We start from the raw sequence: 13,862 nt of genomic DNA, 5'->3' as shown, positions 1-13,862 counted from the left end.
ACCGTGATCGATCTCCAGAGCCTGGAAGCCGTCGCCGAAGCGCCGTCGGGCTGAAATCCGCTGTTGAGCCGGATCAGGCGGGAAAATCTGCCAGGCGGACCGGTCGCCGCCGCGCTCCCCAGGTTCCCGGGCGGGCCTCGAAGACGCCGGCGCAGGGAGCGCCGCATTGGCGGCAGCGGCCGCCGGCGTCCAGACCCCACGCCGTGATCTCGTACAGGTCTCGCCCGATCAGCCTGGCCCCGCAACCGTGGCAGTACGTGCTGCCGCCTTCCTCGTCGTAGACATTGCCGGTGTAGGCGTAGCGGATCCCGTTGTCCATCGCGATCCTGCGCGCTCGCGACAGCGTGGCTGCAGGCGTCGGCGGCACGTCGAGCATCTTCCAGTCGGGATGGAAAGCGGTGAAGTGCCACGGCACGTCCGGTCCGAGATGGTCGAAGCCCCAGCGGGTCATCCGGTCGATCTCCGCCTCCGAATCGTTGTACCCGGGAATCAGGAGCGTGGTGATCTCGAGCCACACGCGTGTCTCGTGCCTGATGTACACCAGGGTGTCGAGGACGGGCTCCAGACGGCCGCCGCAGACCGTGCGGTAGAAATCCTCCGTGAAGCCCTTCAAATCGACGTTGGCGGCGTCCATGTAGCTGTAAAATTCACGACGCGGCTCCGGCGTCATGTAGCCGGCGGTCACCGCAACGGACCTGAGGCCGACCTCACGGCAGGCCTGCGCCACGTCGATCGCGTACTCCATGAAGATGACCGGATCGTTGTAAGTGAACGCCACGCTGCGGCAACCCAGCTCCAGCGCCGCCCGCGCGATGGTTCGGGGCGCCGCCGCATCCGCCAGCGTGTCCCACTCCCGCGACTTGCTGATGTCCCAGTTCTGGCAGAACCGGCAGGCGAGATTGCATCCGGCGGTGCCGAAGGAGAGGATCGCCGTGCCGGGCAGGTAGTGGTTGAGCGGTTTCTTCTCGATCGGATCGACGCAGAAGCCGCTCGATCGACCGTAGGTCGTAAGCACCACGGCGCCCCCGCGGTTGGCGCGAACGAAGCAAAACCCCCGCTGGCCATCGTTCATCTTGCAGAACCGGGGGCAGACGTCGCACTGCACCCGTCCGTCGGGAAGCCTGTGCCAGTATTTGGTCTCCGCGACCCACCGCGGATCGAACGGCTCCGTCTCCATGCGTCAAGCATAGCCCGGCCGAACGCCCTTTGAAATAGACGCGTATGGTGCTTTGCTTCGGACTATGGCACTCTGGCCTGCGGCAACGAACGGGTTTAGGCTTCAGTGGATCGCTTTCTCGAATTCCTGGTCCGGGGCACGGATCTTTCGTTCGGCGGCTTTTTCCTTCTCTGCGGGGTCTCTTTCCTGGGAAGCCTGATCGCCGGGGCTCTCGGTCTCGGCGGAGGAGTCCTGGTGCTCGCCACCATGGCGAATCTGCTGTCGCCCGCAGTCCTGATCCCGATCCACGGCGTGGTGCAGCTCGCCTCGAACCTGAGCCGCGCCGTCCTGAGCTGGCGTCAAACCTTGATTTCCATAGTGGCGCCGTTCTTCGTTGGCTCGATGATCGGCGCCGCCCTGGGCGCTCATCTCGTCGTTTCCCTGCCGAAATACCTCCTCCAGATCGTGATCGCGCTTTTCATCCTGGCCTCGACCTGGGCTCCCGCGCTTCAGAGCACTTCCACCGGCAGGGTGAAATTTTTCCTGGTCGGCATCGTCACCACCCTGGTCACGATGTTCGTGGGCGGCACAGGCGTGCTGGTCGGCGCCTTCGTCGCTCCCGCGTGTCGAGAGCGGCATCAGTTCGTCAGCACGCATGCCGTCGTCATGACCATCCAGCACGGCCTGAAGATCGGAGCCTTCGCGTTGCTCGGCTTCGCCTTCGGCCCCTACGTCCCGCTCCTCGCCGGTCTGGTTTTGTTCAGCTTCCTCGGAAGCTACGCCGGAAAGCTGGCGCTGAATCGGCTGCCCGAGCAGCTGTTCCGCGCGGCTTTAAAGGCGACGCTGACCGTGCTGAGCCTGCAACTGCTCTACACCGCGGCGATCCAGCTCGCGGCACGATAGCTCCGCGCGGAGCAGCCGGAGGCCTTATGAAGCCATGCGGTTCTTTCCTGTTTTGCATCGTGGTTTCACCCGCAAGCCGATCCTCCGCCATCAGCAGCAGCGAACAGTTCTACCGCGACCGGCAGCCCGGGCGCGTCAACTGGCGCGCGATCGTGAGCGATTGATGGCCGCGGCGCGTTCCCGGCTTGTATTTCTCGGGCGACGCGGGCAATAATCGGCGCGATACGGCGGCAGGCGCAGATCTCCGGGAGGACTCATGCTTCGATTGTTCCCCCTCGTCCTTGCATCGATAGGGTTGCTGTTCCAGCCGCCGCGGGCCGGCTCCCAGGACCGCGTGCGCGCCGGCTGGGCGGCGATGACGGCGTCGCATACCCCGCTCTGGGTGGCTCAGGAAAAAGGGTTCTTCGCCAGGCAAGGGCTCACGGTGGAGCCGATCTTCTTTGGCGCCGGCCCCCCCGCAATGCAGGCGCTGGTGGCGGGGGACCTCGATATCGTCGTCACCTCCGCGCCCAACGTCGTCAATCCGCGGCTCGGCGGCGCCGATACGGTGATGGTCCTCTCGATCATTCCGACGTTCATCGACCATATCATCGCCTCCCCCGACATCGCCCGACCCGAGCAGCTGCGCGGGAAGACGGGCTCCGTCAATCGATTCGGCAGCATCTCCGAAATGGGGCTCAGGCTTTCGCTCCAGCGCCTCGGCATCGACCCGGAAAAGGACGTCCGCATCGTTCCCGCCGGCGGCAACCCGGAGCGGCTGGCCGCCATCTCCAAGGGCCTGTCCCAGTTCACGATCATGAACGAGCCCTTCATCAAGGAAGCGGAGCGCCTGGGCTTTCGCGATCTCGTCAACATGGCGGCGCTGAAAATCCCCCTCCACGGGAACGGCATCGTCACCCGGGAGGCGACCGTCAGGAGCAGGCGCGCGGTGGTCGCGAAGTTCGTTCGCGCCATCACCGAGTCGATCCACTACATCAAGTCCGACAGGGAAACGACCAAGGCGATCATCGGCAAGTATACGAGGTTCACCGACCCCGAAGGTCTGGAGCGGACCTACAGAAACTATACTTCCGTGCTCATGGATGTGCCCTACGCCGATCCCGCCGGCATCAGGACGCTGCTCGACTACATGGCGCCGAGAAATCCCAGGGCGGCGGGCGCGGACCCGCGGAGCTTCGTCGACCCGAGCTTCGTGCAGGAGATGGAGTCGTCGGGGTTTATCAAGCAGCTGCAGAGGAAATGAAGAGGAACGGCAGCGGCCCGCGCCGACCTCGGCCGCCGGGGCGCCCGCGAGCAGTCGCGGGTTTTAGCTCAGGTTCGCTGCGGCCCGGCAGCTTTCTTCCCGGCGGCCGCCGTTCATTCGTACGAGCACTGCAGGTAGGTGCGCAGGAGGTCACGCAGCACCGGCAGCTGGAAGGGCCGGTAGAGGATCTCCTCGGCCCCCGCGTGAAGCGCGCGCTCCACGCGCCCGGCCACGTTGCACGCCGTGGTCCATGCGGTGCTGATGATGACGGGAATGTTTTGCGTGGCCCGATTGGCTTTCAGGCGAGCCGTGGCCTCGTCGCCGTGCATTCCGGGCAGTCGCAGGTCCATCATGATGAGGTCGGGGCGGAGAGCGGAAGCCTTTTCCACCGCTTCGGGGCCGCTGCCGGCTTCCAGGACCTCGTATCCCAGCCCTTTGATGTAATCCCCGAAGGACTTTCGGGATGCCGGGTTTTCGTCAACGATGAGGATCTTCTTCGTCACGGTTCGCATGCACGCCCGTCGGTGCACGAAGGATGCCAGCCCTGAACCGGTCCGGCAGCCTGGTATTTTCTTGCCATGCAGAGCAGTCCCGGGATACGGCGCCTCGGGTCCCGTTTCGGTGCGACAGTGAAGCGGCAAGGAAAATCTTCCGGTCGCCGGTTGTTTTTACGGGTGGGTGAGACCGGTGAGCTCGCCCGCACCGGATCCGGCTGAAGCGGGCGGGCAGCACGGGAAGGGCCTCTTGCCTGCCTGGGCTGACCGTGATTTCCTCGAAAAATCCATCGGCTCGCAAAGGGCGAGCCCGGGAGGGAGCGATGGCTTTTCAGGTACGAAGGGTGGTCACCGGCCATGATGCAAGCGGGCGCGCGGTGGTGAAAATCGACGAAATCTGCAAGAACAGGGTGTCCAATCGTCCCGGAGCGACCGCCTACGTGGTCTGGACCACCGAGTCCTTCCCCGTCGATAATACGGGCGAGGCTGATCAGGCGCTGAGGACGGTGGGCACGACGCTGAAGAACGGAACCGTCTTCCGCGTGATCGAGTTCGTGCCCGGCGTCGCCCCGCGCAACCATAGAACCGATTCGATCGACTACGCCGTCGTCCTGTCCGGCGAGATCGACATGGAGCTCGACGATTCGACCGTCCACCTGAAGGCGGGAGACGTGCTCGTCCAGCGCGGGACCATCCACAACTGGGTCAATCGCGGCGCCGAGCCATGCGTCATCGCCTTCGTCCTGATCGACGCCAAGCCCGTGGAGGCCGGCGGCAGGATCCTGCACGCCGTCGGTTGAGGTCGAATCGAGCGCCGGGCCGAGACGGGCCGGAGCCGGAGCGTCGATCCCCGCCCCGCTCCGCCCGCCTCACGCGGCCGGCGCGCCTCTCTCCCACCTGACCGTCCGGGTTCCCGGACGGACTCTCGGAAAGCGCTTTTCGGCCCTGCCGACCGAGAAGAAAGAAAGGGCCGGTTGGTACCGGGCCGGAAACGGCTCGATCGTTTCCGCGGAATCATGACTCGAGAAGAAGACCAAAAGCGCGTCGGTTGTCCTGCGCTGTTTCTCGCCTTTTCTTCGGTGAGCCTCTCCGGTTTCGGGGGCGTTTTGTTCTGGGCGCGGCGGGTGCTGGTGGAGCGCCGTCGCTGGCTCACCGAGCAGGAATTTCTGGACGTCCTCGCGCTGGGACAGCTTCTGCCCGGGCCAAACGTACTCAACGTCGCGGTTCTCGTCGGCTACCGCTTCGGCGGATGGCGGGGCGCCGCCTGCGCGGTCGGCGGGTTTCTGGGATGGCCGTGCCTCGTGGTCATCGCCATGGGCATGCTCTATCAGCACTACGGCGCTCTGCCGCAGGTGCAGCGCGCGCTCGCCGGCATGTCGAGCGTCGCCGCGGGCTTGCTCCTCGCCACCGTGATCAGGTTGGCGGTCGTTTTGCCGCGGCGCCTTCGCCCCTGGCTGTTCGGCGTCCTGGCGTTCGCCGGCGTGGGCGTCCTGCGCTGGCCGCTTCTCTGGGTTATCGGCGTTCTCGCGCCTCTCGCGGTCGCCGCGGCGTGGAAGGAAAGCCGATGATGGATCGTTCCGAGCTCGCGTCGCTGTTTTTCCACTTTCTCGTCCTCTGGTTCCTGGCGATCGGCGGTCCGTCGGCGATACTGCCGGACATCCATCGCTACCTCGTCGACGAGCGCCACCTGCTGACGAACGCCGAGTTCGCGGAGCTCTACACCCTGGCGCAGGTCGCCCCCGGCCCCAACGTCATGTACGTCACGCTCATCGGCTGGTATCTGGCGGGCTGGGCGGGCGTTGCCGCCACGATGATTCCCCTGCTCGTCCCCGCGACGACGCTCACGTTGCTCGTAGGGCATCTCAACCGCCGTTACCCCGGAGCTCCGATCCTGGAGGCCGTTCGCCGCGGATTGCCGCCGATCACGATCGGCCTGATGTTCTCGAGCGCGACCGTCCTGATGCGGACCGTCAACCACGACTGGCGCGGCTACCTTTTCACGCTCCTCGCCGCCGCGGTGGTTCTCCGCAAGCGATGGAACCCGCTCTGGCTCCTCGCCTGCGGCGCGCTCGCCGGCGTCGCCCGGCTCGTCTGATCGGCCGGCGGCGCCCTTCGGCCCGTCGCCTGCCGGGATCAACGCGACGGCAACGGTCCGGTTCCCGCGAACCTCTTGAAGAAGGCGATTGTTTCGGGATCGCGCGGGATTTCCTTCACCACCCTCGCCTGCTCGTCCGGCATCAGGGGCGTGGGCTCGTCGCCTCCCGTGAGCTTTCGGTACTCGGCGGCGAACGCCGGATCGGTGTGCGTCTTGCGCACGGCTTCCTTGAGCGTGTCCACCCGATCCCTGGGGGTTCCCGGGGGCAGCAACAGCGCCGTGCCGATCGACCGGAACGCCCGCATCATGTGGAGCAGCTTTTTTTCCTTCTCGGACCTGGCGAAGCTCTCGATATCGGGAACGCCGAGGTGGGCGAAACGAGGGTCTTTCCGCCCCTTCGGGATCTCGATGGCCGCGTGGAAATCCACCAGCCGCTTGTTCACGAAATCCTGCTCGACCACGGTGCCGGTGGATGCGACCTGCGCGTCGACCTCGCCGCGGGCAAACGCCAAGTCGAGGTCCTCGTTCTCGTAGCCAGGAATGATCCTGGCGTCTTTCAGGTCGAGGAAGTAGGCGGTTACCCGGCTGTGGATGTAGCCGGTGTGGCCGACCGGAGCGCTGCCGATGCGCACCCCCGAAGCCGAGCGCAGCCTCGCAACGCTGTCCAGGCCGATTCCCTTGCGCGTGACGAAGAGGTAATACAGCACGTGCTCGGTCGTCCCGAGGTAGATGAGCTTGTCGATGTCGTACTGAACGCCGGACTCGCCGAGGACGGCGTACGGCACGATGCTGCTCGAGATCCGAGCCAGCGTGAGACCGTCCGGGCGCGCCGTGTTGAAGAGATAGTTGGCTGCCTTTCGACCGCCGCCGCCCGGCATGTACTGAAACGCGATCGCCGGATTGCCCGGGATGTGCCTGGAGAGGAAAGGGGCCAGAGCCTTGGCCCGCAAATCCCCCATCCCTCCGGCGCCGGACCCGACGATCAGGGTGATCGTCTTCCCCTGATAGAACGGCGTCTGAGCGCGAGCCGGGCCGAAGAAGACAAGCGCGGAGGCGGGCAACGAGAGGAGCAGGCAGAGAGCGCGGCCGACAAGGCGGGTTTGAAGCGGCGCCATAACAACCTCCCTCAAAAGCAAAGCTTTTGATTGCGGAAACGATCGCTGCTCCGGTCCCCTAGCCATAATGCGGATGCACCAGCTCAGTCAAGCCGCTGCTCCGGCCCGCGGACCAGCCTTTTTGCATGCGGAGAGTTCGGCTAGAATGCCTCCTCCAGCCGGATCGCCTTCGTCAACCGACGACGTCTCGATCCCCGTACCGATGCAATCGGCGGTTCGCACCGGTCCGGCTGGAGATACACGGCTCGCGCCGCGGGGCGACCCGGCGGTGATCGGGCGGACCGCCGGACGGCGGTGAGAGAATCCGGTTCGAAAATCGATGTGGCACTCCGTTCCGCTGACGCTCTTCTGGTTCGTTTATCTCGGCTCCCTGGGAATCTTCTATCCCTACTTCAGCCTCTACCTGCGCGAGAACGCCGGCCTCTCCGGGACGGAGGTGGGGCTGGTTCTGGCGATCTCCCCTCTGGTCGGAATGCTCGCCCAGCCGTTCTGGGGCCTGGTCGCCGACCGGACCGGAGCGCGGGCGCGGATGCTCGCGCTCCTGACCATGGCGACGGCGCTCGGCTATCTCGGCGTCGGCGCCGCGCGCGGATTCTGGCCGATCGTCGCCGCGACGGCTGGCCTGGCCCTGGCCGGGACCGCGGTGTTTCCGATGGTGACCTCGGTGAGCTTCGCGATTCTCCGCGACGCGGGGCGCCATGCGTTCGGCCGGGTGCGGGTATGGGGCACGATCGGCTATTTCATCATGATCGTCGTGTTTCCCCGGCTCCTTGCGGGCCACGGCGCGCCGGTCCAGGAAAACGGCTCGGTCTCCCAGCCGGGCCTCGGGCTGATGTTCCCCGTTACGGCCGCCCTGGTCTTTGCCGCCGCGATCATTGCCTTTTTCCTGCCGGCGAAGGGCGCCGTCGCGCTGCGCGCCGGACGCGGCGACTGGCGACAGCTCGCGCGCAATCGCGCTTTTCTGAGATTCCTGCTGTTTTCCCTCTGCGCCCACTTTCTGATGCACGGACCGATGTGGCTGTTTCCGCTCTTCGTCCGGGCCCGCGGCGGCGACCTCGAAACCATCCGCAACATGTGGATCCTCATGCTCGTGCTCGAGATTCCGCTCGTGCTCCTCACCGGCAGCGGGCTCAAGCGGCTCGGAGCGCGCGGTCTTCTCGCCGTGGGGGTTTCCGTCGGCGGTGCGCGCTGGTTTCTCTGCTCCGTCACGACCGACGGCACGCTGCTCCACGCCGTCCAGGCGCTCCACGGCGTGATCGTCGTCGGGCTCAACCTCGGCAGCCCGCTCTACCTCGACGTCATCGCGCCGGAAAGGCTGCGCTCCACGGCTCAAGGAGTGCTCTCGATGGTCGGCGGCGGCGTCGCCGCGACGGCTTCCAATTTCTTTGCCGGATGGCTGGTGGACAGGGCGGGGATCGACTGGCTCTATTTTACCTTCGGCCTCGGCTCCCTCGCCCTGGGCCTGCTGGCCCGCTGGATTCTGCCGCACCCGCAGCGCCGCCCCGAGGAGCTCCCGCCCGCCGGCCCCCTCGCCGCCGACCCCGCGGTCTTTTGAGGAGGCCGGTCGTGAAATACGATCCGCGAAAGCATCGTCGCCGCAGCATCCGTGTGAATACATACGATTGCGCCCAGCCGGGCGCACGTCGCTCGCCAGCAATCGGTCGGCGCAGGCCTGCGTGTCTGCCCCGATACGAGATCGGCGGCACACGCGGCGGCAGGGGGGACAGTCCACCCCTACGGGAAATCGTTCAATCGTTCAAAATAATGACCGAGTATATCCGCCATGTATCCGCCATGCCAAAAACCAGGGTTGGCCGCCCAGACTCAGGCCGCCGCCATGGAAGCAGAAGCGGAAATCAACGCGGCTCTGGCTTCGCAGGTCGTCAGCGCCAATCCCGAAATGTGGCGCTTTCAGGTTGAAAAGCTGGAGGAATTCCTCAGGCAACGCCCCCGAAAAGCCCACAACGAAACGCGGCGTATTCTCGATAACGACCGCCAGCTCGTGGCCGAAAGCGTCGATCCTCTCGACTGGCCGGTCATGACCCGTTCGGACGCACTTTTCGACGCGGGCGTAACTGTTGGCCAGATCGAAATCAGCCGTTCGCTCCGTCCGCTGCTGCTGCATGCCGGGGAACTTTTCGTTTTCGGCTCGTCGCTCGGCTTGGGGCTATTTCTAATCTTCCGCGTGGTCCCGTTACGCCTGCTCAACCGTGCGCTGGCGGACAACGCGAGGTTTCTCGAAGATCTTAAACGAGCCAATGGGAAACTGGAGGCCGCCAATAGGGAGCTGGCAAGGCAGGCCGCCGACCTTGCGAAGGCCAGCAAGCTCCAGGCGGATTTCGCCGCCATGATCGCTCATGATCTGCGCTCTCCACTGATGAGCATTGCTGGAGCTGCCGAGGTGATGATGGACGGGACGTTCGGCGAAGTTACCGCCGAACAATAGAAATGGCTCGAAAAGATACACGCCAACAGCACGAATCTGGTCGATCTGACAAGCGACTTCCTGGAAATTTCCAAATTCGAGTCTGGCTACGCAGACCTTCATGTGGAAGCCACCGACCTCGGACAGCTGATCCAAAGATGCGTCAATAATCTTGCAGTTTTGGCTCGACAGAAGAACATTTCGCTCAAGACGTCCGTCCAGGCCTCGCTTCCGCCAATTCAAGCAGATCCTCGCCGAATGGATCAGGTCTTGGGAAATCTGATCAGCAACGCGATCAAATTTACCGGCGAAGGAGGAGAAGTCGAGATCGGCGCGCTTCAGGAAAACACTGCAGAAGCTCGGGTTTGGGTGAAAGATACCGGGACAGGCATCCCCCCGACGAGATCGATGCTCTATTCTCAAAATACCGCCAGGGCGGTAATGCCAAACGCACGGCCGGCCGGGGAACCGGGCTCGGCCTCGTCATCTGCAAAACGATCATTGAGGCTCACGGCGGCAGAATCGAAGTTGAAAGCGAGCTCGGCAAGGGCAGCATCTTTTTCCATACCCTTCGCCCCCCCAGCCGATCGCAGCGCCAGAGCGAAAGAACCTCTCGATTCCCTGAGTCTTTTCCAGGACCGCCAGATCAGCTAATCCTTCCGGCCAAGCCGCAGCATTGTGGCGATCAAGACGATAAGGCCTGGGCTCTCGCGAGTGCCATGCCTTCCGGCCGCTGCTCCCGGTCACCGTGGATTCCTGCTCTGAAAAAGTCATTAGACGTTAGTTTTTGTAAGAATTCTTGATTCTGTTCCCAATCCCTGTTATGAACGGCGCCGTGACAAAGGGGGCGGCATGCGGGAGCTCTTGAACACGAAAGAGGTGGCTAGTTACCTCGGGATCAACGAGAAAAAGGTCTATTACCTGGCGAAGAACGGCAAGATCCCGTGTACGAGGGTTACCGGCAAGTGGACGTTCTCTAAAAGACTGATCGATGAATGGATCGACGAGAGCAGTCGGGCTGCGGCCGGAGGCAAGAAACGAGAGCAGAGAGCGTTTCTGCTCGCCGCGGGCAGCGATGATCCGAGCCTCGGAATCCTGCGCGATCTTTACGCGTCGCGCAGCGCGCCTGTCTCTCTCTTCATGGCGACCACCGGCAGCAGCGCCGGCCTGAGATCCCTCCGGGATGGGGTGGCGGATTTCGCCCTCGCCCATCTTCTCGATCCCGAAACCGGAGACTACAACCTTCCGTTCATTCACAAGACGATCCCTTCGGGGGTGGCCGTCGTCCCCCTTTTCCATCGGGAGCTGGGGCTCGTGCTGAGACGCGGCAACCCCCTGAGCCTTCGAACGCTAGCCGATCTCGCGCGAACCGGCGTCCGCATGATCAACCGCCAGCCCGGCTCCGGCACGCGCCACTACATCGACCAGGAATGCTCCAAGCTGGGAATCGATCCCAGGACGATCGACGGATACGACGAATCCGTCGCCACCCATCTGGAAGTGGGATTGAAGATCCTGAGACAGGAAGCCGACGTGGGCGTGGCGACGACGTCGGCCGCGCGTCTGCTCGGCCTCGATTTCATTCCTCTCGCTCAGGAACGCTTCGACATTCTGATCCCGAAGGAGCGCTTCTTCTCGGCGGGAATCGAGACCCTGCTGGAGATCGTGGGATCGCGGGAATTCCGCAACCGGGTGGAGTCGCTGGGAGGATACGACACTTCGGAATCCGGAAGGATTATCGCATCGAGCTGACGAAGTCGCCGCCCATGCGCTCAAAGATCTCGTTCCGGATCTTTCTCATGGGACTGTTCCTGGCTTCGGAAGTCCCCTGTCACACGCTGGCAGGCGAAGCCGCAAGCAGGTCCGTCATCCTCTCGACCACCACGAGCACCCAAGACTCGGGACTGCTGGACGTTTTGCTCCCGCTCTTCGAAAAAAAGACCGGCCACAGCGTCAGGCCGATCGCCGTCGGCACGGGCCAGGCGCTTGCGCTGGCCGCCAAGGGCGAGGCGGACGTGACGCTGGCGCACGCGCCGAGTCTCGAGAAAAAGTACGTCGCCGACGGAAAGCTGCTGAACCGCCGGCTGGTCATGTACAATGACTTCGTCATCGTAGGCCCGCCGTCCGATCCCGCCAAGATCAGATCGACCAGGAGCAGCGTGGAGGCCATGCGGCTGATCGCAAAAAACCGCGCCCGATTCGTCTCGCGCGGGGACAACTCGGGAACTCACAACCTGGAGAAGGCACTCTGGAAGCAGGCGGGAGTCGAACCCGAAGGCGGCTGGCACATCGAGTCCGGCCAGGGCATGGGGGCGAGCCTCCGCGTCGCCAACGACCGTAACGCCTACACGATTGCGGATCGGGCGACCTACCTCGCCTTTCGCAAACGGATCGCGCTCGCGGTCCTCCTGGAGGGCGACAAACCGCTCCTGAACATCTATTCGGTGATGGAGGTGAATCCGGCCGGCGGCCCCGGGGTGAACGCCGCCGGCGGAAAGGCTTTCGCCGACTTCATCGTCTCCTCCGCCGCCCAGGCCGTGATCAAGACTTTCGGCGTCGAGAAATTCGGCCGGCCGCTGTTCGTTCCGATCGCGGGAAAGCGAGAGGAAGAGATCGGAGGATAAGATGGGGCTCGTTTTCGACGGCGTCAGGGAAGCATTCAGGCTGATCGTGACGGCCGACCCGGAAGTGCTCGGCGTCACCTGGCTCTCGCTCCAGATATCGGGCGCCGCCACCCTTCTCTCGCTCATCCTGGGCATGCCGCTCGGGATCGGCGTCGCCCTGTCTCATTTTCCCGGCCGGAACCTGATCGTGAGCCTCATCAACACCGGAATGGGTCTTCCGCCCGTGGTGGTAGGGCTTTTCGTCACGGTCTTCCTCTGGCGCAGCGGACCGCTGGGGTTTCTCGAGCTGCTTTACACTCCCACGGCCATGATCATCGCCCAGGTCGTCATCGCAGCTCCGATCGTGGCCGGTCTCACCATGGCCGCCTTCCAGACCTTGAACCCGAATTTGCGTCTGCAGCTGCTGGGCATCGGCGCGTCCCGGCTTCAACTGCTTTGGCTCCTGTGCCGGGAAGCCAGGCTTCCCCTTCTCGCCGCCGTAATGGCGGGCTTTGGCGGAGTGATATCCGAGGTCGGCGCCTCGATGATGGTGGGCGGCAACATCCGCGGGCAGACGCGCGTGCTCACGACGGCTACTGTGCTGGAAACGGGAAAGGGGAATTTCGAAATCGCCATCGCCCTGGGGCTGATCCTGCTCCTTCTTACCTTTGCCGTGAATCTCGCCCTCACGCATATCCAGCAGCGCGAGCAGCTGAGATGGCCGAAGCCCTCGTAACGCTTCGCGACATTCTGGTTCGGTACGGCGACGTCGATGTCCTCGACGTTCCCGATCTCTCGGTTCGCTCCGGCGAGGTCCTCGCGATCATCGGCCCCAACGGAGCGGGAAAGTCCACCCTGCTGCGCGTGATGGGGCTGCTGGAACGGCCGACGCGGGGAGTCGTTTGCTTTCGGGGCAGGGAAGTGGACCGCCGCGATCTCCTGCCGCTCAGGCGCCGCATCGCGAGCGTCTTTCAACAGGCGCTGCTCTTGAATGCTTCGGTTTATGAGAATGCGGCACTGGGGTTGAAGCTCCGGGGACTGGACCGCCGCTCCATCGAGCAACGCGTATTCCCGTGGCTCGAGCGTCTCGGGATCGCCCATCTGGCCGGGAGACGGGCGCGCAGCCTGTCGGGGGGCGAGGCGCAGCGCGCCAGCCTTTCGCGCGCCCTGGCTCTCGACCCCGAGCTTCTCTTGCTCGACGAGCCCTTTTCGGCGCTCGACCATCCTACCCGGGAGCAGCTTCTCCTCGATCTGGAGGAGATCCTTCAAGAGACGGGCGTCACGACGGTTTTCGTCACTCACGACCGCAACGAGGCTTCCATATTCGGAGATCGCCTGGGGGTCCTGATCGGGGGCAGGCTCGTTCAGGTGGGAGAGACGGCCGAGGTATTTTCCCGCCCGGCGGACGAAAACGTCGCCGACCTTGTCGGCGTCGAGACGAGAATCCCCGCGACCGTGGAGAAATCGGCTCAGGGAAGGTGCGTGATTCGCTTTGCCGGCGGCTCGATCCGGGCCGGCGGCGATTTTCAACCCGGCGAGCGGCTTCTCCTCTGCGTAAGGTCGGAGGAAATCGCCCTGCGGCCCGTCGGGCGGCAGGAGCCGGCCCGGGACGGGTTCAATGAGCTGGCGGCCACGGTACTGAAAATCAGGCCGTTGGGCACGCAGCACCGAATAGAGCTGGACTGCGGCGGCAATCGTCTCGTTGCGCTGCTCACCCGCTCTTCCCTGTCGGAGCTCGGCGCCCGCGAGGGGGAGCAGGTGATCGCGTCGTTCAGCGAAGCCGCCGTGCACGCCGTCAAACGAGGCTGACGAAAGTCCAGGGCGCGGC

16 protein-coding genes are annotated in these 13,862 nt (G+C 64.4%); 12 read left to right on the top strand and 4 right to left on the bottom strand.

Annotated features, from left to right (window positions below; translation table 11 throughout):
• Nucleotides 1-73 precede the first annotated feature (73 nt).
• On the bottom strand, nt 74-1,177 hold the full coding sequence (gene amrS / locus VNN77_08400) for an AmmeMemoRadiSam system radical SAM enzyme (protein HXG51408.1): 1,104 nt from the start codon (nt 1,175-1,177) through the stop codon (nt 74-76).
• Between the two features lie 105 nt (nt 1,178-1,282).
• Here amrS and VNN77_08395 point away from each other — a divergent pair, with 105 nt between their 5' ends.
• The 3 genes from VNN77_08395 (at nt 1,283) to VNN77_08385 (ending at nt 3,302) form a co-directional block, all read left to right on the top strand.
• Nucleotides 1,283-2,059 carry a sulfite exporter TauE/SafE family protein gene (locus VNN77_08395; protein HXG51407.1) on the top strand — a complete coding sequence of 259 codons (777 nt, stop codon included), beginning with the start codon at nt 1,283-1,285 and terminating at the stop codon, nt 2,057-2,059.
• 26 nt (nt 2,060-2,085) lie between these two features.
• Complete coding sequence (locus tag VNN77_08390; protein HXG51406.1) at nt 2,086-2,223, top strand: hypothetical protein; 138 nt, start codon at nt 2,086-2,088, stop codon at nt 2,221-2,223.
• Nucleotides 2,224-2,315: 92 nt separating this feature from the next.
• Complete coding sequence (locus VNN77_08385; protein ID HXG51405.1) at nt 2,316-3,302, top strand: ABC transporter substrate-binding protein; 987 nt, start codon at nt 2,316-2,318, stop codon at nt 3,300-3,302.
• 113 nt (nt 3,303-3,415) lie between these two features.
• Here VNN77_08385 and VNN77_08380 read toward each other — a convergent pair whose 3' ends face one another.
• Nucleotides 3,416-3,814 (bottom strand): response regulator, encoded by a 399-nt coding sequence (locus VNN77_08380; protein HXG51404.1) that lies wholly within the window; start codon nt 3,812-3,814, stop codon nt 3,416-3,418.
• A 305-nt stretch (nt 3,815-4,119) separates the two neighbouring features.
• Here VNN77_08380 and VNN77_08375 point away from each other — a divergent pair, with 305 nt between their 5' ends.
• The 3 genes from VNN77_08375 (at nt 4,120) to VNN77_08365 (ending at nt 5,891) form a co-directional block, all read left to right on the top strand.
• Entirely contained in the window at nt 4,120-4,596 is a 477-nt protein-coding gene (locus tag VNN77_08375; protein HXG51403.1) for a cupin domain-containing protein, read from the top strand.
• A 216-nt stretch (nt 4,597-4,812) separates the two neighbouring features.
• The gene (locus tag VNN77_08370) at nt 4,813-5,364 is read left to right on the top strand and encodes a chromate transporter (protein ID HXG51402.1); all 552 of its coding nucleotides are present in this window, start codon (nt 4,813-4,815) and stop codon (nt 5,362-5,364) included.
• Nucleotides 5,361-5,891 (top strand): chromate transporter, encoded by a 531-nt coding sequence (locus VNN77_08365; GenBank protein HXG51401.1) that lies wholly within the window; start codon nt 5,361-5,363, stop codon nt 5,889-5,891. The genes VNN77_08370 and VNN77_08365 overlap by 4 nt, the downstream gene beginning before the upstream one ends.
• 38 nt (nt 5,892-5,929) lie before the next feature.
• Here VNN77_08365 and VNN77_08360 read toward each other — a convergent pair whose 3' ends face one another.
• A complete protein-coding gene (locus VNN77_08360; GenBank protein ID HXG51400.1) occupies nt 5,930-7,006 on the bottom strand; it encodes a hypothetical protein in 1,077 nt (358 codons plus the stop codon).
• A 319-nt stretch (nt 7,007-7,325) separates the two neighbouring features.
• Between VNN77_08360 and VNN77_08355 the strand changes: the two genes are divergently transcribed.
• The gene (locus tag VNN77_08355) at nt 7,326-8,561 is read left to right on the top strand and encodes an MFS transporter (protein ID HXG51399.1); all 1,236 of its coding nucleotides are present in this window, start codon (nt 7,326-7,328) and stop codon (nt 8,559-8,561) included.
• A 282-nt stretch (nt 8,562-8,843) separates the two neighbouring features.
• Nucleotides 8,844-9,452 (top strand): histidine kinase dimerization/phospho-acceptor domain-containing protein, encoded by a 609-nt coding sequence (locus VNN77_08350; GenBank protein HXG51398.1) that lies wholly within the window; start codon nt 8,844-8,846, stop codon nt 9,450-9,452.
• 398 nt (nt 9,453-9,850) lie between these two features.
• On the opposite strand, the gene VNN77_08345 is transcribed toward VNN77_08350, so the two are convergent.
• Nucleotides 9,851-9,997 (bottom strand): hypothetical protein, encoded by a 147-nt coding sequence (locus tag VNN77_08345; GenBank protein HXG51397.1) that lies wholly within the window; start codon nt 9,995-9,997, stop codon nt 9,851-9,853.
• 286 nt (nt 9,998-10,283) lie between these two features.
• On the opposite strand from VNN77_08345, the gene VNN77_08340 reads away from it, so the two are divergent.
• From VNN77_08340 to VNN77_08325, 4 genes are read left to right on the top strand one after another with little or no spacing between them, the layout of a single operon-like run.
• Nucleotides 10,284-11,183, top strand: coding sequence for a substrate-binding domain-containing protein (locus tag VNN77_08340; protein ID HXG51396.1), 900 nt, complete (start codon nt 10,284-10,286; stop codon nt 11,181-11,183).
• A gap of 14 nt (nt 11,184-11,197) precedes the next feature.
• Nucleotides 11,198-12,055 carry a substrate-binding domain-containing protein gene (locus VNN77_08335; protein HXG51395.1) on the top strand — a complete coding sequence of 286 codons (858 nt, stop codon included), beginning with the start codon at nt 11,198-11,200 and terminating at the stop codon, nt 12,053-12,055.
• A 1-nt stretch (nt 12,056) separates the two neighbouring features.
• Nucleotides 12,057-12,770 (top strand): ABC transporter permease, encoded by a 714-nt coding sequence (locus VNN77_08330; GenBank protein ID HXG51394.1) that lies wholly within the window; start codon nt 12,057-12,059, stop codon nt 12,768-12,770.
• Nucleotides 12,752-13,843: an ABC transporter ATP-binding protein gene (locus tag VNN77_08325; GenBank protein HXG51393.1), complete on the top strand. Its 1,092-nt coding sequence runs from the start codon at nt 12,752-12,754 to the stop codon at nt 13,841-13,843. The genes VNN77_08330 and VNN77_08325 overlap by 19 nt, the downstream gene beginning before the upstream one ends.
• The last annotated feature ends 19 nt before the right edge of the window (nt 13,844-13,862 follow it).

It is taken from the genome of Candidatus Zixiibacteriota bacterium, from assembly GCA_035574315.1.
Classification (GTDB): domain Bacteria; phylum Desulfobacterota; class Binatia; order UBA9968; family UBA9968; genus DATLYW01.
This window is presented reverse-complemented; position numbering and strand designations above follow the sequence as displayed.